At 40.5% G+C, this 20526-nt stretch carries 18 protein-coding genes; 5 read left to right on the forward strand and 13 right to left on the reverse strand.

The genetic code is table 11. The annotated features are described in order from the left end of the window. Positions 1 to 76 precede the first annotated feature (76 nt). The 3 genes from ESP02_RS04835 to ESP02_RS04845 all read left to right on the forward strand — a co-directional run bounded on the left by ESP02_RS04835 (position 77) and on the right by ESP02_RS04845 (position 2935). Positions 77 to 658: a recombinase family protein gene (locus ESP02_RS04835; RefSeq protein ID WP_002290435.1), complete on the forward strand. Its 582-nt coding sequence runs from the start codon at positions 77 to 79 to the stop codon at positions 656 to 658. 170 nt (positions 659 to 828) lie between these two features. Beyond that, positions 829 to 1515, forward strand: coding sequence for a 2,3-diphosphoglycerate-dependent phosphoglycerate mutase (gpmA, locus tag ESP02_RS04840; RefSeq protein ID WP_002294321.1), 687 nt, complete (start codon positions 829 to 831; stop codon positions 1513 to 1515). Between the two features lie 553 nt (positions 1516 to 2068). After that, on the forward strand, positions 2069 to 2935 hold the full coding sequence (locus tag ESP02_RS04845; protein WP_002373145.1) for a carbohydrate binding domain-containing protein: 867 nt from the start codon (positions 2069 to 2071) through the stop codon (positions 2933 to 2935). 383 nt (positions 2936 to 3318) lie between these two features. On the opposite strand, the gene deoD is transcribed toward ESP02_RS04845, so the two are convergent. The 12 genes from deoD to ESP02_RS04910 all read right to left on the reverse strand — a co-directional run bounded on the left by deoD (position 3319) and on the right by ESP02_RS04910 (position 15652). Then, complete coding sequence (gene deoD, locus ESP02_RS04855; protein WP_002373144.1) at positions 3319 to 4026, reverse strand: purine-nucleoside phosphorylase; 708 nt, start codon at positions 4024 to 4026, stop codon at positions 3319 to 3321. Positions 4027 to 4042: 16 nt separating this feature from the next. Next, positions 4043 to 4861, reverse strand: coding sequence for a purine-nucleoside phosphorylase (locus ESP02_RS04860; RefSeq protein WP_002373143.1), 819 nt, complete (start codon positions 4859 to 4861; stop codon positions 4043 to 4045). Positions 4862 to 4885: 24 nt separating this feature from the next. Beyond that, the gene (gene deoB / locus ESP02_RS04865; protein WP_025478380.1) at positions 4886 to 6052 is read right to left on the reverse strand and encodes a phosphopentomutase; all 1167 of its coding nucleotides are present in this window, start codon (positions 6050 to 6052) and stop codon (positions 4886 to 4888) included. A 98-nt stretch (positions 6053 to 6150) separates the two neighbouring features. After that, a complete protein-coding gene (locus ESP02_RS04870) occupies positions 6151 to 7107 on the reverse strand; it encodes an ABC transporter permease (protein WP_002309847.1) in 957 nt (318 codons plus the stop codon). Beyond that, entirely contained in the window at positions 7107 to 8240 is a 1134-nt protein-coding gene (locus ESP02_RS04875; RefSeq protein ID WP_002291115.1) for an ABC transporter permease, read from the reverse strand. Before ESP02_RS04875 ends, ESP02_RS04870 begins: the two co-directional genes overlap by 1 nt. Beyond that, positions 8233 to 9795: an ABC transporter ATP-binding protein gene (locus ESP02_RS04880; RefSeq protein WP_002373139.1), complete on the reverse strand. Its 1563-nt coding sequence runs from the start codon at positions 9793 to 9795 to the stop codon at positions 8233 to 8235. Before ESP02_RS04880 ends, ESP02_RS04875 begins: the two co-directional genes overlap by 8 nt. Before the next feature lie 211 nt (positions 9796 to 10006). After that, a complete protein-coding gene (locus ESP02_RS04885) occupies positions 10007 to 11089 on the reverse strand; it encodes a BMP family protein (RefSeq protein WP_010731713.1) in 1083 nt (360 codons plus the stop codon). A gap of 65 nt (positions 11090 to 11154) precedes the next feature. After that, the gene (locus ESP02_RS04890) at positions 11155 to 11553 is read right to left on the reverse strand and encodes a cytidine deaminase (protein WP_002373137.1); all 399 of its coding nucleotides are present in this window, start codon (positions 11551 to 11553) and stop codon (positions 11155 to 11157) included. 18 nt (positions 11554 to 11571) lie between these two features. After that, positions 11572 to 12234 carry a deoxyribose-phosphate aldolase gene (deoC, locus tag ESP02_RS04895; RefSeq protein WP_002373136.1) on the reverse strand — a complete coding sequence of 221 codons (663 nt, stop codon included), beginning with the start codon at positions 12232 to 12234 and terminating at the stop codon, positions 11572 to 11574. 46 nt (positions 12235 to 12280) lie between these two features. After that, positions 12281 to 13582, reverse strand: a complete 1302-nt coding sequence (locus ESP02_RS04900) for a pyrimidine-nucleoside phosphorylase (RefSeq protein WP_002312334.1) — start codon at positions 13580 to 13582, stop codon at positions 12281 to 12283. A 140-nt stretch (positions 13583 to 13722) separates the two neighbouring features. Continuing rightward, positions 13723 to 14739 (reverse strand): LacI family DNA-binding transcriptional regulator, encoded by a 1017-nt coding sequence (locus ESP02_RS04905; RefSeq protein WP_002291103.1) that lies wholly within the window; start codon positions 14737 to 14739, stop codon positions 13723 to 13725. 307 nt (positions 14740 to 15046) lie between these two features. Beyond that, positions 15047 to 15652, reverse strand: a complete 606-nt coding sequence (locus ESP02_RS04910; RefSeq protein ID WP_002309852.1) for a class I SAM-dependent methyltransferase — start codon at positions 15650 to 15652, stop codon at positions 15047 to 15049. A 195-nt stretch (positions 15653 to 15847) separates the two neighbouring features. On the opposite strand from ESP02_RS04910, the gene coaA reads away from it, so the two are divergent. Together coaA and guaA are read left to right on the forward strand one after the other, a co-directional pair. Then, positions 15848 to 16771, forward strand: a complete 924-nt coding sequence (gene coaA / locus ESP02_RS04915; RefSeq protein WP_002288627.1) for a type I pantothenate kinase — start codon at positions 15848 to 15850, stop codon at positions 16769 to 16771. Between the two features lie 58 nt (positions 16772 to 16829). Continuing rightward, positions 16830 to 18395 carry a glutamine-hydrolyzing GMP synthase gene (gene guaA / locus ESP02_RS04920; protein ID WP_002298578.1) on the forward strand — a complete coding sequence of 522 codons (1566 nt, stop codon included), beginning with the start codon at positions 16830 to 16832 and terminating at the stop codon, positions 18393 to 18395. Positions 18396 to 18885: 490 nt separating this feature from the next. Here the strand turns inward: guaA and ESP02_RS04925 are convergent, their stop codons facing one another. Further along, positions 18886 to 20517 carry a glycosyl hydrolase 53 family protein gene (locus tag ESP02_RS04925; RefSeq protein WP_002288633.1) on the reverse strand — a complete coding sequence of 544 codons (1632 nt, stop codon included), beginning with the start codon at positions 20515 to 20517 and terminating at the stop codon, positions 18886 to 18888. Positions 20518 to 20526 lie beyond the last annotated feature (9 nt).

The raw sequence follows: 20526 nt of genomic DNA on the forward strand, positions 1-20526 counted from the left end.
TATCTTTTTGACGTACTTTATGCTACATTTTTACTGTTATATCCAGTTAGAAAATCACTGCTAGAAAGGAATCACCATGAAAATTATTGGTTATGCACGCACAACCATAAATGATGTTGATTTAACAACTCAGGTTGAACAATTATCTGACTTTGGTTGTCAAGAAATTTTCCATGAGACATATGAAGTGGAACAAAACGATGCTACTGCTGTTCATTTGGAGTCAGTGATTGCTGACATGCAGCAAGGCGATGCACTAGTCGTCTGCCAACTTCATCGATTGGGCAAATCTACACGGCAATTAACAGAACTTACGCAATTATTCAAAGACCGCGGGCTGCACTTGATTAGCATTGATGAAGGAATCGATACGCGCGAAATGGGAAAAATCTATTTCCAATTGATGGAAAACCTGGCAAACATGGAGTGCGCATTGATCAAAGAACGTACATTAGTTGGATTAGATGAAGCTCGTAAAAAAGGAAAAATCGGCGGAAGACCAAAAATCGATGCAAAAACGATCAAAAAAATCCGACGTCTCTATTATGAAAAAAAAGAAACAATCCAATTTATTTCTTCAAAATGCGGTGTTTCAGTTGGAACATGTTATAAATATATCAATTTGCCTGAAAAAGAAATCGAGCAATTATGCATCTAATGCCTAAAAACGAACAGTGCTTTCGCAGCTGTTCGTTTTTTTATCTTCTCTACTCGTTTTCTCATAGAATCTTATCCAATTTTTCGATGGAAATCTCTTCCAAAAAATTGTACAATAAAACAGAACTGAAATTTTCAGAAATATAAACCTATCTTAAAGGAGAGCTAAACATGCCAAAATTAGTTTTTTCTCGTCACGGTCTTAGTGAATGGAATGCATTGAACCAATTTACTGGTTGGGCTGATGTAAACCTAGCACCAGAAGGAATCGAAGAAGCAAAAGAAGGCGGACGCAAAATCAAAGAAGCTGGAATCGAATTTGATGTTGCCTATACTTCTGTTTTAACTCGTGCAATCAAAACATGTAACTTGATCTTAGAATATTCAGATCAACTTTGGGTACCACAAATCAAATCATGGCGCTTGAACGAACGTCACTATGGTAAATTACAAGGTTTGAACAAAAAAGAAACAGCTGAAAAATACGGCGACGAACAAGTACACATCTGGCGTCGTTCTTACGATACTCTTCCTCCATTAATGGAAGAAACTGACGAAGGTTCTGCAGCAAACGACCGTCGTTACGCAATGTTAGACAAACGCGATATTCCTGGTGGCGAAAACTTGAAAGTGACATTAGAACGTGCTTTGCCATTCTGGCAAGATGAAATTGCTCCAGCATTACTAGACAACAAAACTGTTTTAGTAGCTGCACACGGTAACTCATTACGCGCTCTAGCTAAACATATCGAAGGTATCTCTGACGAAGACATCATGGATCTTGAAATCCCAACAGGTCAACCACTTGTTTATGAATTAAATGATGACTTAACAGTGGCTAAAAAATACTACCTATAATAGATACTCTATTGTAAATAAGACAGCCCTCTCACCTCCTATTATTGTAAGAGATGAAGGGGCTGTTTTTTTAGATATTGGAAGACGGTAGTCTTGGCTATCTAATGCGAATGACATCAATTTACATAATAACTATATGATTATAATAGTAAGTACTGTTTGAATAAACAAAAAATGAAGAGAGAAGGCGTAGCATTGAGAGAAAAAAGAATGTCTGACAATCATTCAGATGTGGAGCGAACATTTTTTGTAGAAACTTATTTAAATTTCATTCTTTTATCCTGTTTCTAAGAGGAAGTTTTCATTTGTATGAGCTATCACCACAACTCTCCATCTTTTCTTATGTTGCTAATAAATGAAGTTTAGATAAAAGTCAACCTCATAAAACTATTTTTTTATCATTTTTTTCTAATAATAAATGTTATATAGAAAAAAGTGTTTACACGACCGCTATTTTCTCGGTTATGATTAATTTGTGAGATACAGACAGACTACACGGCTGCATCTTACAAACAAAATCAAAAAATAAAAATATAGAGTGAGGAGATACAAGATGATCAAAAGTAATTTAAAAACAGTGATGGCAGCAGGTATGGTATTTTTGAGTTTAGGAGGATCCGTTTCGACATTCGCAACAAGTCTATCAACAACTGACTTCGTTAGTACAAGTAAACAGGCCATTGAGCAACAATTGTATATCCATAATGGTGACTTTAATGACGGGTTTGATCATTGGATCACTAGTGGCCAAGAGCCAAATAATCCCACACTTCAAACCGTTAATGGAAATAACTTTGCTTTAGCAAAAAATGGTGAAAATGTTCATCAATACGTGACATTAAAACCAAGTACCACGTATACATTTAGTTATGATGTTGCAGCAAGCGAATCAGCACCAGGACGTGTTGAATTAGGGATCATGAATCATGATGTCGGTTTTGATGTATTAGAGAGTAGTGAACATAAGAATGAGAACTGGGAACGTAGCAAACTTACTTTTACGACTCCAGACGATGAAAATACATACCTTATACGATTTGCTTCTACATGGAATGGTTGGGCGAAATATGACAATATCCAAGTGGAAACAGGCGTAACAGAAACAAACATGTTGTCTGTAGGGCGAGAAGGCTCTCAAGCATTTGCTTATTTAACATTGACACCTGAACTTTTTCACAATAATCAAGACAGATGGGTCGTTTACATTGATGGAAGATATCGTTTTGGAACATTTGACGGCACAGCATACTATAGCATTCCAAGAATAGTTGATGGTAATATTCAAATACGTCACGGAATTCCTGGAAAAGCAGGACAGCGAGTAGAAGTATATCGCCTACCAGGACGTCCTGGATCAGGCACCTCACTTGAGCACGCTGTATTATTCGAAACACTTATTATTGATGCAGACTTGATTTAAGTTGAATTTTTCATTCTTCAAGCATCATCACATGAGCAATTGAATGATTAAGGTATTCATCTAGACGAAGCCACCAACAGGAGATGACTCATTTGTCACATCCTGTTGGTGGCCTAGTTCGGAACAGAAAGAGCGTAACTTGCTTCTTTCTGTTCTTTTTTATTTGATTAAGATTGTGCCATTCGTCTGCAATTTAAAAGGGATGTCGATTCACATTTTAGACATTCAAATGGTTGACTTTAGGAGGACTCTCGAAGTAACTGAAGCAACGGTTGTCATTGATTTCAGGTTATGTGAGACAGTTTCTGCAAAAAAATGTGACTGCCAAATTTCTATTAATAGAAGTTTAGGCAGTCACACTTTCTTGCTATTTAGCTATTACTTTACCATTGAATCGCCGTTTCCAATCCTACTTCGATCATTTCATTGAACGTCGATTGACGTTCTGCAGCTGTTGTTTCTTCCCCAGTAATCAAATGGTCGCTAACGGTCATCAAACTTAATGTCTGCACATGGTATTTCGCGCCTAAGTAATAAAGAGCCGCTGCTTCCATTTCCACTCCTAAGACGCCAAGTTCAGCTAATTGGAATGTCTCTGTCAAATCATCTTTGTAGAAAGAATCTTCCGAAAGGACATTTCCTACATGAACCGTATAGCCTTTTTCTTTAGCTATCTCATATGCTTTCAGTAATAGATTGAAATCACTGATCGGTGGAAAATGAAAGGCTTGGAAATTTTTTTCGATCATCGAAGAGCTAGTCGCTGCGCCTTGCGCTAGTACCAAATCACGAACATGGACATCTTTTGACAATGCCCCGCATGTACCTACTCGGATCAATTTCTTTACGCCATATGACTGGATCAATTCATGGGCATAGATAGTGGCTGATGGCATCCCCATCCCTGTTCCTTGAACAGAAATACGTTCTCCTTTATATTTGCCGGTAAAGCCTAACATGCCGCGGACCTGATTGTAACAAACTGGTTCTTCTAAAAAAGTCTCCGCAATATATTTAGCTCGCAAAGGGTCTCCCGGAAGTAAAATCTTATCGGCGATCTCGCCTTCTTTCGCTTCGATATGCACACTCATTTTATTGTTCCTCCTATTACAATAGTGTCAATGTTTCTTTAACCAATGCTTTAAAAGATTGTTTGACTCTCTGAGTTGTTTCTACAACTTCTTCATGGCTCAGATTCGCTTGCATGCCTGCTGCTAAGTTGGTAATACAAGAGATTCCTAACACTTTTAATCCGCTGTGAGCTGCTACGATGACTTCTGGAACAGTCGACATCCCTACTGCATCGGCTCCTATTGTCCGAGACATCCGAATCTCAGCAGGCGTTTCATAAGTTGGTCCAGAGTAGCCCATATATACGCCTTCTTTAAGATCCAAACCTAGTTTTTCTGCTGCTGCTTTTGCTGTTGTTTGATAGTCAGGCGTATAAGCTTGACTCATATCTGGGAATCTAGGACCCATTTCATCTTCATTCGGGCCGATCAAAGGATTTTCACCAGTAAAATTGATGTGATCGGTAATCAGCATCAAATCTCCTGGTACGAAGGATTCATTGACACCGCCACATGCGTTGGTCACAATGACTGAATGGGCACCTAGTCCGGCCATCACACGTACTGGATAGGTCACTGTTTGCATGGAATGACCTTCATAGTAGTGGAATCTTCCTTGCATGGCTAACACTTTCTTGCCTGCTAGAGATCCGTAAACTAGCTGTCCTGCATGTCCAACTACTGTCGAAACAGGAAAGAACGGGATCTCATCATAAGAAATCATTACAGCATCTTCGATTTCATCTGCTAATTCACCTAATCCTGAACCTAGGATCAAACCAAAATCAATTTCTTTTACTCCTTTATCAAGGATAAACTGGGTCGTTTCTTGTAACATCTCGCTTAACTTGGTCATTTGCTTTCTCCTATTTTAAAAAGATTATTTTAATAATTTTAAGAAGCTTTCGCCATTTTCAGTCGAAGAAACACTAAAGTTCTCAGCAATCGTTGCAGAGATATCGGAATAATATCCTTGAGGCAACGCCCCTTGTTCTTTCATTTTTTTACTGTAAACCAATAACGGTACATATTCTCGCGTATGATCGGTACCAGTAAATGTCGGATCGTTTCCGTGATCGGCTGTAATCATTAGCAAGTCGTCTTCTTCCATAGCTTCAAGCAGTTCTGGGATCCGCAAGTCAAATTCTTCAATCGCATGCGCATAACCGACTACATCCCGGCGATGACCGTATAATGCATCAAAATCTACTAAATTGGTAAAGCTGATACCTGTAAACTCTTTTTTCATAACGTTCAGCAACTGGTCGACGCCATCCATATTACTTTTCGTGCGGACAGATTCAGTGATTCCTTGTCCATTGAAAATATCGTTGATCTTTCCAACAGCAATCACGTCTTTTCCTGCTTCTTTCAAAGAATCGAGGACGGTGTGTCCGAATGGATCCAACGCATAATCATGACGATTGCTTGTTCGTGTGAAGTCTCCTGGTTCTCCCACATATGGACGTGCAATGATTCGACCGATCATGTACGGGTCATCTTTTGTTATATCACGAACGAATTGGCAAATCCGGTATAGTTCTTCTAAAGGAATGATTTCTTCATGTGCCGCGATCTGAAGGACAGGATCGGCAGAAGTATATACGATTAAATCGCCTGTTTTCATTTGGTGTTCACCGTAATCGTCAATCACAGCCGTTCCGCTATATGGTTTGTTGCATACGACTTTACGGCCAGAAAACTCTTCGATTTGTTTGATCAGATCATCAGGGAATCCGTTCGGAAACACACGAAACGGCGTCTTGATATTCAATCCCATGATTTCCCAATGGCCTGTCATCGTATCTTTCCCTACAGAAACTTCTTCTAATTTCGTCGCATAGCCTTGATGATCTTTCACTGATTCCACACCTTCAAGAGGACGAATCGTTCCCAAACCAAGCTGCTCTAAATGCGGAATGTTCAATCCTGCTTCTTTTGCAATGTGTCCTAATGTATCAGAACCAACGTCACCGAACTTCTCGGCATCTGGTGCTTCTCCAATTCCTACTGAATCCATGACGATCAGATGTACGCGTTTAAACATGATTATTCCTTCTTTCTTTTTATTTTTATTACCTTTAAAACAAAAAGGGCGAGACGAAAAACACTTCCCGTAACCCACCCTTTTTATTCGCTAAAAGATTATTTTGATTTGATATAGTTCTTCCCGTTTGCTTTTGGTCCAGAAGCTTTCCCTAAGAAAACAACCAACACAATGATTGTCAGCAAATATGGAGCAATTTGCAGCAATACTGGTGGAATCGAAGAAATAACTGGTAATTGTGCACCGATGATACTCAAGCTTTGTGCAAAACCAAAGAACAGTGAGGCACCCATTGCGCCTAAAGGATTCCATTTACCAAAAATCATAGCAGCCATAGAGATGAACCCTTGTCCGACGATCGTACCAGCTGAAAAGTTACCGGAAATCGACTGAGCAAAAACAGCACCGCCCATACCGCCTAACAAACCTGAAATCAGCACGCCTGAATAACGCATAGCATATACATTGATACCTAATGTATCGGCAGCTTGAGGGTTTTCACCAACTGAACGGAGGCGTAAGCCGAATTTCGTCTTGAAGATGATCACCCAAGCAATGACAGCAATCAAAATTGCACAATAAGCAGGCAAGAATGTATTTTTGAAGAAAATTGGTCCAATGACCGGAATATCTGCTAAACCTGGGAAAGAGAAATATCCCAGATTCTGCGTGATGTTATCTGTTTGACCTTTCCCATACCATGCTTTGATCAAGAAAACACCTAAAGCTGGTGCCATCAGATTGATCACTGTACCGCTGATGATATGGTCAGCACGCAAGCTGACTGTTGCTACTGCGTGGATCAAAGAAAATAGGATACCTACGACGCCACCCACTAAAATAGCAATCCATGGCGTCATGGAACCAAGTGAGGGGCTCATCGTCAAGTTGAAAACGATGGAACTAAAAGCACCCATGACCATGATTCCTTCTAACCCTACGTTTACGATCCCGCTGCGTTCAGAAAACGTTCCGCCTAGTGATGTTAGAATTAACGGTGTTGAATAAACCAGTGTTGAAGTAAGAATCAAGGCAATTAATTCGATAGTCGACATTATAGTTCGCCTCCTTCATGGTTTTGATTCGTTGGCTTCGCTTCGATTGTCGCAACGATTTCTTCTTGTTTTTTTCCTTGGAAGAACTTAGCCATGACGAAACGAATCAAGAAATTGATCCCAACAAAGAAGATAATCAGAGCAATTGATACATTGACGATCTCAAACGGAACACCAGCTCCTGTCTGCATGCCAAGTCCGCCGATCTTCAAAATACTGAACAAAATCGCTGATAAAAGAATACCGATTGCTGATCCAGATCCAAGTAAGGAGACAGCCATTCCGTCAAATCCAATAGATAGCGAGGTCGTTTGAACGAAGAAGTTTTGATACGTTCCTAATCCTTCAACCACACCGCCAAGCCCTGCCAAAGCGCCAGAAATGACCATCGACAAAACGATCGTACGTTTACTGCTCATCCCTGCATACTCAGAAGCAAAAGGATTCAAACCAACGGAACGGATCTCAAATCCTAAAGTCGTTTTCTTCATCAATAGCCAAACGAAAATAAGCGCGATGATTGCTAAAAACAAACCTGAGTTTACGCGAGAGCCGCCAAAAGCTTGTGTTAACCAAGGTAACCGCAACGATGCATTTTGACTGATCATATTGGAAGAGTCCAAACTTGATCGGTAGCTTTCAGGCATCACTTCATGTAAAGCAAATGTGCTTACGTATAATAAGATATAGTTCATCATGATCGTTACGATCACTTCACTTGTTCCAAAAAATGCTCGTAGCAACCCAGGAACAGCCGCTGCCATCGCACCTGCTAAGGCACCTAGGATCACACACAATGGAAGCAAAACGACTTTTGGAAGATCTGGAAAAGCAAGTGCCACCCAGACACTGACGATCCATCCGCAAAGCGCTTGTCCAGAAAGCCCGATATTGAAGAACCCAGCTGAGTTAGCTACAGAAAACCCTAATGCTGTAAAAATCAACGGCGTTGCTTGCCTTAATGTTTCACCGATTCCTCTTTGCGAACCAAGAGCTGCATCTAACATAGAAGAATAACCTTGGATGGGCTGAAAACCAAAAGCAGCCATCAATATCGCGCCTAAGATCAATCCTAAAACAACTGAAAGTACAGGCACTAATAAATTACGGAATTTCTCGCTGCGATCATTCATGTGCGCCAGCCCCCTTTTCTAACTCTTTTCGTGCTTCTTCTAAGGTATAGCCCGCCATCAATAGACCTAATTCATTTTCAGATGTTTCTTTCGGATCAACGATCCCGACGATTTCTCCTTCATGGATAACAGCAATACGATCCGAAACATTTAAAATTTCTTCTAATTCGAAACTAATCAATAACACTGCTTTGTATTTGTCCCTTTGTTCGATCAGACGTTTATGAATAAATTCGATCGCACCTACATCCAGTCCACGAGTTGGATTTGCAACGATCAACAGATCAGGATCTCGGTCGACTTCCCGAGCGATGATTGCTTTTTGCTGATTTCCGCCTGATAAAGCTTTTGCAGGAACAAGTTCATTCGTTGTTCGAACATCATATTCTTCGATCAATTCTCTGGCATGTTCATTTATCACTGAATAATTAAGCATACCGTTTTTACTGTAAGGTTTTTGATGATACGTTTGCAGGGCAATGTTTTCAGACAATGTCATATCTAGGACTAACCCGTATTTATGACGGTCTTCTGGCACATGTCCTACACCATGTTCAGTGATCTTTCGAGGTTTTTTATTGGTGATGTCTTCCCCTTTTAGCTTGATATGTCCGCTTTCTGCCTTTCGCAAACCAGTCAAAGCTTGGATCAACTCCGACTGCCCGTTTCCATCGATTCCAGCGATACCAAGTACTTCGCCAGCACGAACCTCTAAGTTCAGGTTTTTCACGGCTTCTAATCCACGATTTTCTTTCACCACTAGATTTTCAATAGACAAAACGACTTCTTGAGGCTTCGCTTCTTTTTTCATCGTTTTGAATGAAACCGTTCTTCCGACCATCATATCAGCTAATTGCTGTGAGGTAACGTCTTTAACGTTGACTGTACCGATTCCTTTTCCACGGCGGATAACTGTACAGCGGTCAGCTACTGCTTTGATTTCATCTAACTTATGCGTAATCAAAATGATTGACTTGCCTTCTTTGACTAATTCCTTCATGATCACGATTAATTCATCAATTTCCTGAGGGGTCAATACAGCTGTCGGCTCATCAAAAATCAGTACATCTGCTCCTCGGTAAAGTGTTTTTAAAATTTCTACCCGTTGTTCCATCCCAACTGAAATATCACGAACATAAGCATCTGGGTTGACTGATAATCCATATTGTTCAGAAACTTTTTGGATCTCTTTTCGCGCTTTTTTATGGTCAAGCATCCCTGCACGACTAGGTTCGCTTCCCAACACGATGTTTTCTGTTACAGTAAAGGCATCAACAAGCATAAAGTGCTGATGGACCATCCCAATCCCTAATTGATTGGCTTTTGTCGGGCTTGTGATCTGTACTTCTTTCCCACGCATCAAAATTTTCCCTGATGTCGGCTCTAATAATCCGGAAAGCACGTTCATCAATGTAGATTTGCCAGCACCGTTTTCTCCAAGCAACGCATGAATCTCTCCTGACTTTACTTGTAAATTGATGTTGTCATTTGCCTTGAATGTTCCAAATTCTTTGGTAATATTCTGCATTTCTATGACAATATTTTCTTGAACCACCTTTTTTTCACATCCTAACGATTTCTATCTAGGGCAACGATTGACTAAGATTCACGCTTAGTGAGCGTTCTTCTTTTGAAACAAACATTACTTCAGGGAGTTGTTCCCTTATCCAAACTGTCTCAAGGCAGCTTGGATAAATGAACAATTCTTGTTCTAATCAAACCATAGCCTTGTCAAACATGTGTCTAACAAGGCTATAGAAATGGTTTTAGTTTTCTTCAGGAGTTTCTGGAACTTTTACGTCACCTGAAATGATTTTTTCTTTTGCTTCATCCACTGCTTTTTTCGCTTCGTCAGAAAGTTGTCCTTCTGTTAGACCAACACCGTCTTCTTTCAATCCATAAACAGTGTGTTCACCACCAGGGAATTTACCGTCAGCTGATTTTTGTGCCAAATCTTCCACTACTGTTCCAACTGCTTTCAGTGTAGATGTCAATGTGAAGTTTTTCTTTTCGCCGTTCAATGTGTATTCGCCTTCGTCTGATTGGTCGCGGTCAACACCGATAACCCAAACTTTTTTGTCGCCTGATTCGTTCAATGATTTTGCTTCTTGGAATACACCGTTACCTGTACCACCTGAAGCATGGAAGATGATATCTGCATTTTGTGCATACATACCTTGAGCAATTGAACGTCCTTTATCTGGAGCAGAGAAGTCACCAGCATATTGGTTCAATACTTTGATTTCTTTTCCTAGTTCTTTCGCACCTGCATCAACGCCGGCTTTGAATCCAGCATCAAAACGATCGATTACTTCACCTTTTACGCCGCCGATAAAGCCGACTACGTTCGTTTCAGTCGTGTAAGCTGCTGCAATCCCTGCAAGATAAGAAGCTTCGTTGTCTTTGAATGTTGCAGATACAACGTTATCTAATCCGTCAATCACATCATCGATGATAACGAAGTTCGTACCTGTATTGTTTGTTGCTTGTTCTTGGATCGCTGGTTTTAGTTTGTAACCAATACCAAAAATCGTTTTGAATCCAGCATTCAATGCTTGGTCGATATTTGGGATATAATCTGATTCGTTTGAAGATTGGAAGTATTGGAAGCCATCATTGCCTCGTGAAAGACCTTGATCTTTCCCCCATTTTTGTAATCCTTCCCAAGCTGACTGGTTGAATGAACGGTCGTCTACACCACCTGTATCTGTGATCAATGCTGCAGTTGTTGCGTCTGATGAGCTTTTGCCACCGGATGAATCAGTAGAGCCGTTGTTGCCGCATGCACCTAAAAATAACCCTGCTGCTAGTGCGACAGCACCTAAACCAAATAATTTTGCTTTTTTCATTTCTGTAAAGCCTCCTAAAATAATTGTTTTATTTTTCAACAGTCAGCTGACTGAATGAACATGAGTTATAGATCTTTTTCAGTAAATGCATAAGGCAGTAGTTCTCGAACGGTCGTTGCCTTCGTCACACCATCGTCTCCCACAAGCGTAACCGGCATATCAGGGGCGCAGAACTCTGCCATTACTTGCCGACATGCCCCACATGGAGAAATAGGATCAGGGGTGTGCCCTGCTACGACTAAATGGGTAAACGATCTTTCTCCTTCTGATACGGCTTTGAAGAAAGCTGTGCGCTCAGCACAATTCGTTAATCCAAATGATGCATTCTCGATGTTGATTCCTTGATAAATCTTGCCTGATTCTGTTACGAGACAAGCACCTACCGGAAAATGGGAATAAGGAACGTATGCTTTATCTAACGCTTCAATAGCTGTGTTGATCCATTCTTGTTTGAGTTCTGCCATGAGTTTCTCCTTTGAAAATTAATAGCTTTCGCCAGTTGAACCAGATACGATTGCTACTCCTGCGCTTGTTCCGATTCTTGTAGCACCCGCTTCGATCATTGCCATTGCTTCTTCTTCGTTATGGATACCGCCAGAAGCTTTGACGCCCATTTCAGGTCCTACCGTTTCACGCATCAAGCGGACATCCTCTACCTTTGCACCACCCGTTGAGAAACCAGTTGATGTTTTGACAAAATCAGCGCCTGCAGCTTTTGCTAATTCGCATGCTCGGATGATTTCTTCTCTATCTAATAAAGATGTTTCGATGATCACTTTGACAAGTGCACGATCTTTTGCTGCTTCAACAACTGCTTCGATATCTTTTTGAACTTTTTGATCATCTTTTGATTTCAACGCACCGATATTGATGACCATATCGACTTCATCTGCACCGTTATTGATGGCATCTGTCGTTTCAAATGCTTTTGTCTCGGATGTGTTTGCTCCTAAAGGAAACCCGATCACTGTACATACGGCTACTGGTTCACCTTGTAATTGTTCTTTTGCTAGCGCAACCCATGCTGGATTGATGCAGACAGAGTAAAAATGATATTTTTTCGCTTCTTCGATAATTTGCATCACAGCTTCTTTAGATGCGTCTGCTTTCAAAATAGTATGGTCGATCATTCGGTTTAGTTCCATTTCTTTTCCCCTTTTCTTTCAAACGGTAAAATCCGCTTTTTTCCTTTTATTCTGTGATAATGTCATGAATCAATGTTGGCTTCATTGCTGATTCGCCAATTTCAATATTTTTATATAATAATTCAATAACCGAAGAGATTTCTTCATCATTACTATAGATTGTCAATAATGACTCGCCCTTTGTCACAGTGTCCCCGATTTTTTTATGCAGTTTCAATCCAACGGCGTGATCAATATCGTCTTCTTTGGTTTTACGCCCAGCACCTAGCATCATTGCAGCAATTCCTAATTCGTTTGCCACGATTTTTGACACGACTCCGCTTTGTTTAGCAGGAAGCTCCATTGTGTAACGTGCAGTCAAAATTCGTTCTGGTTGTTCCACGATCGTTGGGTCTCCCCCTTGATTTTGGATCATTTCTTTGAATTTTGCTAACGCTTTACCTGATTCCAGAGCTTCTTGAAGCAACGTTCTTGCTTCATCGATTGTTTTAGCTTTGCCAGCAAGAACAACCATTTGGCTTCCTAAAGCGTAGCACATTTCTACTAGATCTTCTGGACCATTTCCTTGTAATGTTTCGATTGCCTCGACAACTTCTAGACTATTTCCGATTGCTTCGCCAAGAGGTTCTGACATATCCGAGATTACCGCCACTGTTTCTCGGTTCGCTAGTTTGCCAATGCTTGTCATGGTTTTTGCCAGACGTCTTGCATCTTCGATATTCTTCATGAAAGCACCGTCTCCAGTGGTCACATCCAAAACGATTGCATCTGCTCCTGCCGCGATCTTCTTACTCATGATCGAACTAGCAATCAGCGGAAGAGAATCAACGGTCGCTGTGACGTCACGCAAAGCGTACAATTTTTTGTCCGCCGGTGCCAAGTTTCCTGATTGACCGATTACTGCTACTTTACTTTCATTGACAATGCGCACGAATGCTTCATCCGAAAGCTCGATCTGAAATCCGGGAATTGCTTCTAGCTTGTCTAGCGTACCACCTGTGTAACCTAGACCGCGTCCAGACATTTTAGCCACTGTCACTCCGACACTAGCTACTAGGGGGGCTAAAATCAATGTGGTCGTGTCACCAACGCCACCTGTCGAATGCTTATCTACCTTTATTCCTTCAAGAGAACTCAAATCGATGACATCACCAGAATTAGCAATCGCCAATGTTAAGTTCGTGATTTCTTCATTTGTCATGTCTTGATAAAAAATTGCCATCAATAATGCACTGACTTGATAATCTGGAATCTTTCCATTCGTATAGTTCGTGACGATGTACTCGATTTCCTCTTTCGACAGCTCGTTTCCATCCCTCTTTTTTTCAATCAGATCCACCATTCGCATTGCCTGATCCTCCTTGTCTTCATTCGGTATTATACATTATTTTTAGGAAAGGTAAACCACTTTAGTAAACTGGTTTACTAAAAATAAAAAAAGCACTAACTCGCCTTTGTAAATGATTACATAAGCAATATACCGCCGAGTTAGCCCTTTGTCAATACTTTTACGCTCTCACGAATAATTAATTTTGTTTCGAACACTTTGTTCGGAACTTTTCTTTGAGGAAATTCGATCGTATCAATCAGGAAACGTGCAGCATAAAATCCAATATCAAAACTTGGTTGCTGCACTGTCGTCAATTGCGGAATCATGTATTCTGAGAGCTTTAATCCATCGAATCCTATGACTGAGATATCTTCTGGGATTTTTTTGCCCAATTCATCTATCGCCTGATAGCATCCGATCGCCATGGCATCATTTCCGCAAAAAATAGCCGTGATATCTTTATGTTTGAGTAATTTTTTTGATGCAGTATATCCACCTTGGACAGTCAACTCTCCATGTTCAACAAATTTCCCATTAAAAGGCAGGCCATGATCTTTCAGCGCATGACGATATCCGTTGAAACGTTCTTCTAATTGATAGTATCCAGTGGTTTCCTTCAGCATGCCGATCTTCGTATGGCCGCTTTCAATAAATAGTGAAACGGCTTGATAGGCGCCCTCATATTCCTTTACGATAAGCCGTCCGTTATCCCGACGATTCAATCCGCGATCGATTAAAATAATCGGCATTTTTTGATAAAATCCGCTGTCTAATGCGTATTTCTCAGGTAAAATATTTGGTGTTGCCAGCAAGATCCCGTCCACTGAGCGGTGGGAAAGCTCTTGTAAATACTTGATCTCATTTTCTTGGCTATGACGAGAATTGCATAACATGATCACATAGCCCAAAGGATTCAAATAGCTCTCTACACCTTCGATCAGTTTGGAGAAGAAGAAATCGGTGACATCAGGGACGATCATTCCGATGGTCTTTGAATGTCGATTGATTACATTTGAGGCGAAATAATCGGGTTTATAATGATGTTCATTCACGATCGACAACACTTTTTTTCTTGTCTTATCACTAAATCGGCTTCCTTTGTTATTCAAAATCTGTGAGACAGTTGTTACTGAGACCCCTGCCATTTCTGCGATATCTCTGATGGTCAGCTTCACCCTAGTGGCTCCCTTCTATCTAAATTCCCTATCAGTGTACCAAACCCCCCAAGAAAAGAATAGAGAAAAAAAGAAAGTATGTTTTTTGATAAAAATCTCCTTTATCTACCAACTTGGCAGCCTTCTATACAAGTTCTGTATCTTATTTATTTTATCGTAAAAAACAACGACTCTGTTCCTACTATTTCTTTTCGAAGAAAAAATAGTTCTTTGTTTTTAAAAACTTCTCAACAAAAAAAGAACTGATACGTACCCGTACATGCACGCCCAGTTCCACTTTTTCGCCGCTCTATTATTTTTCAGCTAGTTATTCTTTCACACTTTTGATGATATAATATCCTTTATCTTTTGTAACGATTTCTGCATTGCCAAATGTTTCTTCCATCTTCTTTTGCGCACTCGGCGCTCCTTGTTTCTTCTGGATCACAATTGTCAGTGTACCGCCCTGCTTCAATCGAGGATATGCGCCTGTCAAGATTTCATGTACGACTTTTTTTCCAGCACGGATTGGCGGATTGCTGACGATAGCTGCATAGGTTTCTTCATGAAGTACTTCATAGATATTCGATTGATGGATGTCCACTTGTTCGATTTGGTTACGCTTTGCGTTTCCTTGCGCTAGACTCACAGCTCGCTCATTAATGTCGACCATTTCAACAAACCGTTGTGTCGCAAATGCCAAAGCTAGCCCAATCGGTCCATACCCGCATCCCACATCTAAGATCTTTCCTTCATCAGGTAACTCTTCCCAATCAAAAGCATCAATCAGGACACGTGAACCATAATCCACTGTTTCACGTGAAAATACACCAGAATCAGTTACAAATTGAAAGGTTCTGCCTTTTAACTCAAAAGCCCATTGTTCAAAATCGTGCGCCGTATCTGGGCGTTCAGAATAGTAATGATTTGTCATGTCTTCCATCCTTCTCATTTCTTTCATGTCAACAGTCTATCCTTTTATGTATCCGTGCGCAAGTCAAGAATAAAACTCCTTTTCTTTCTATTATAAAGATTGTACAAAAAGATTGGCAATCTCTCTTAAGTGGTGGGGTTTGTGTTTATTTTGTGTTAAAATAGTTCCATTGATGGGAGAACGCAGGAGGCTAATATGAATGATCCAATGAACTACTACCGTGTGGCAAGAGAAGAATGGCGAGAATTTTATCGTAATGGGCAAGCACCTTTGACACAAGATGAACTAGATAATATCAAAAGTTTGAATGACCGCATTTCCATGCAGGATGTTCGAGATATCTACGTACCTCTTGCTCATCTGATATATCTATATATGAAAGAATTTGAATCTTTGTTCTTGAGTAAAGGTTTATTTCTTCATAAATATGTAGAAGTACCGCCTTTTATTATCGGGATTGCCGGAAGCGTAGCCGTTGGAAAAAGTACCACAGCCAGACTGCTGCAGACGATTTTGTCTCGTACCTTCAAACGAAGAAATGTTCAGCTGATCACGACTGATGGATTTCTTTATCCAAATCGTATATTAAAAGAGCGTGGAATCATGGATCGCAAAGGATTTCCTGAAAGTTATGATATGGAGATGCTGATCGACTTCTTGAATCGTGTAAAATCTGGTCAGGAAGAGATAAAAGTACCTGTTTACTCACATGATGTATATGATATCATTCCAGATAAGTACGAGCTGATCCAGCAACCTGATATCTTGATCGTTGAGGGGATCAATACGCTTCAATTACCTGCGAATCAGCAAATCTACGTCAGCGACTTTTTTGATTTTTCTGTCTATGTCGATGCCGATCCCGTGCTGATCGAAAAATGGTATTTGGATCGTTTTGGTGCGTTACTGGATACGGCTTTCCAAAATCCAGAGAATTATTATTATCGTTTTGCTATCGGAGATCGTGAAGAAGCCTTTAAAATGGCAAAAGATGTATGGAAAAATGTGAATTTGAAAAATTTACAGGAATATATCTTGCCTACACGAGGAAGAGCCGATATAATTCTCCATAAAACTGAAAATCATATCATCGATTCGATTTTCATGCGAAAATATTAGCATTTTAAAATAGTTTGACTATTTTGAGATAAAATTTAAAGGGATAGGGGTAATAAATTTGACAAACGTTGCCGATATGACGAACGTTGAAAAGATTATCGTATTAGACTACGGTAGTCAGTATAACCAATTGATCACAAGACGTATTCGTGATCTTGGAGTCTTTTCCGAATTATTGAGCCACCGCATTACTGCAGAAGAAGTAAAAGCGATGAATCCAAAGGGAATCATTCTTTCTGGCGGACCAAACAGTGTATATGATGAGAATGCATTTGGGATCGATCCTGAGATCTTCAATTTAGGTATTCCTGTATTAGGGATTTGCTATGGTATGCAATTGATCACGTACAAACTTGGCGGTTCCGTAGAGCCTGCTAAAAACCGCGAATATGGGAAAGCCTTGTTAGAAGTAACAAGCGATCAAGCTGTCTTGTTTAAAGAAACACCAAAACAACAAACAGTATGGATGAGCCATGGTGACTTGGTAACTAAAGTTCCTGAAGGCTTTGAAACAGTCGGAACAAGCAAAGATTGTCCGATTGCTTCTATCCAAGACACAACACGTAATTTTTATGGTATCCAATTCCATGCAGAAGTACGTCATTCCGAATACGGAATCGAATTGCTGCGCCACTTTGCCTTTGATGTTTGTCACTGTGAAGGTAACTGGACAATGGATAACTTTATCGATATGCAAGTAGAAAAAATCCGTGAACAAGTTGGTGACAAAAAAGTCTTGCTTGGTCTTTCAGGTGGCGTTGATTCTAGTGTCGTTGGGGTTCTTTTACAAAAAGCGATCGGTGACCAATTGACATCTATCTTTGTTGACCACGGTCTGCTACGCAAAGGCGAAGCGGAACAAGTAATGGAAAGTCTAGGCGGAAAATTCGGCTTGAACATCATCAAAGTCGATGCAAGAGATCGCTTCTTAGACAAGTTGAAAGGTGTATCTGACCCAGAACAAAAACGTAAAATCATTGGGAATGAATTCGTATATGTTTTTGATGACGAAGCAACAAAACTTGCTGGTGAAGAAGGCGTCTCTTTCCTAGCACAAGGAACGTTGTATACTGACGTTATCGAATCTGGTACAGAAACAGCACAGACGATCAAATCTCACCATAATGTAGGTGGACTGCCAGAAGATATGCAATTTGAATTGATCGAACCATTAAACACATTATTCAAAGACGAAGTCCGTGAATTAGGGACTCAGTTAGGCATGCCTGATTCAATCGTTTGGCGTCAGCCATTCCCTGGTCCTGGTCTTGGTATTCGTGTTCTTGGCGAAATCACTGAAGACAAGCTAGAAATCGTACGCGAATCTGATGCTATCTTGCGTGAAGAAATCGCAGCTGCTGGACTTGACCGTGATATCTGGCAATATTTCACTGTTCTTCCAGGGATCCGCTCTGTCGGTGTTATGGGTGACGGACGTACTTACGACTACACAGTCGGTATCCGTGCTGTAACTTCAATCGACGGAATGACCGCTGACTTTGCCCGTATCCCATGGGAAGTCTTGCAAAAAATCTCTGTACGTATCGTAAACGAAGTAGCCCACGTCAACCGTATCGTGTATGACATCACTTCTAAACCACCAGCAACAGTGGAGTGGGAATAAAGAGCCAACATAATATGGAGGGGGAATCCCTATAAATCAACATTCTTCAATAGCTAAAATGCTTGATTTTCATTAAAAATAAGATGGTTCCCTACCAAAAGAGACTATAATATAAGTTAATTTGTTTCATTCTTATCATAAAAAGAAGTTCTCGAAAAACGAACTGTTTTCCGAGAACTTTTTTCTATCCATCTAAGTGCTCAAATCATATTCACGACGGAATTCTAAGGTTACCCTTTCTTAAACAAACTTTATGTTATCTGCACAACTTTTTGCAATTTTTTCATTGCTTCTTACGAAATCGTTGAACTCTCTTTAGCATAATACAAAGTGTAGATGAAGTCTGGTGCTTTACTCGTTTTGGTAAAAATGACTGGAAATCGTTTCTGGTTATTTTTGGCAAAGGCGAGGTGCAGGTTCGATTCCTGCCTTCTACGCTAACGATGTGGCTGAAGGGAACCTCCGATCTTGAATCGAAACGATCCGCAGTCTATTGTTTCACCAATGAAACAAAATCAACGTTCGTCCAAGCATTTCCTGAAGCCTTGCTATAAACCCCAATTTCACAAACACCTGTTGTAATTGGAATGTCTTTGATTGTAATTTTTGTCCATTCACTTGTTTTAACAACCGCAGTATTTAGTTCCGCTCCACCATAATTTTTGATATATAACTGATTAGTATCAAACTCTCCCCCAGACATTACATAGGCACTCAATGTGTAAGTTCCTTTGCTTATGCCACTAACATTTTGATAAGCTGATGCCTCGTATGCTTGATCCTGCCAAAAAGTTAGTTTGTAGTCCCCAAAAAAAGTGCCCGCTTCCGTTTTGATCGTACCCTTAGCGGTTCCTTGTTGAAACCAGGTTTGCCAATTGGAAGGACTGGTCGTTGGTCCATCGCTTTCGAAACTTGCATTTTTAACTAGATTTATTTGCGCCCCTGCTTGTTTAAACGCACGCAAGCTTGGCAAGGCGTTTCCAGCAAAATCAAACATCGCTTGGTTGTCCCATTCGTTTCCCATAGTGGATTGAACACTGAGATAATTCATACCTGCTTGTGTTGCCCAACTCACATTTCCGTTGTACCAAAGAGGTTCCCAATAGAAGAAGCCCGCCCCGCGATTATTCGGTACTGCCTGAATCCGATCGGCAAGATCCAGCAAATACTCTGCTTGTCCTGTCGGTGTTGGTTCATATCCCCCCGCAGCTGCTTCGGCTTCGCCAAAAGCATTTGGCATAGTATCGGCATTCGCTGTTGTATGCCCATAAGCTGTTTCAACTACGATCACTTCTTTACCATACCGTTGGCTGATCGCATTCATATTGGTTTGAAGTTCATTCATTGAACCGTGCCAATACGGATAATACGACACTCCAATTAAATCAAATGACACACCTCGACTCGTGATTTCATCAAACCACCAAGTAAATGCTCCTGTATCGCCACCATCAGCTAAGTGGAGCATTACTGGAGTTGTTTTAGGTTGAGTGTCTCGAACAGCTTGGATACCAGACTTCAAAAAAGCAGCCAATCGATCAAATTCTCCCCCGCCTTCTCCCCAAGACTTGCCATAAGGCCAGAGCATTCCGCTATTCAGTTCATTGCCGATCTGAACCATATCAGGATAAACGTCCAGCTGCTTCATTTCCGACAGAACGTTCTTTGTATAGTCGTACAATGCCGTATTCATTTCTTCAAAGGTCAGACCTTGCCATGCTTTAGGAAGATTCTGTTTCCCAGGATCAACCCAAAAATCACTGTAGTGAAAATCCAGCAGCACCTTAAGTCCCAGATTTTTTGCTCGTTTTGCAAGGTCAATCGTCGTTTCCAGATCATTTGTCCCTGCTCCATAACTTTCTCCATTACTATTATAAGGATCCTGCCACAAACGCAGTCGAACATAGTTGACACCATTATTTTTTAAAATCTCTAAGGCATCTTTTGAAATATCGTCTTCATAATATTTTGCACCAGATTTTTCCATATCTGACAGGATCGAAATATCTGCTCCGCGAATAAATTCGCTGGCAGATGCTTCAACAGTTTTTGAAACAGCCCCCAAAGCCCCTAACACAGCTGCAAATAAAACAGCTTTACGCAACCAAATTCCCATTTTCATTATGGCTCC

Origin of the sequence: Enterococcus sp. NBRC 3427 (assembly GCF_007996925.1) — a bacterium.
Taxonomy (GTDB): Bacteria; Bacillota; Bacilli; order Lactobacillales; family Enterococcaceae; genus Enterococcus_B; species Enterococcus_B lactis.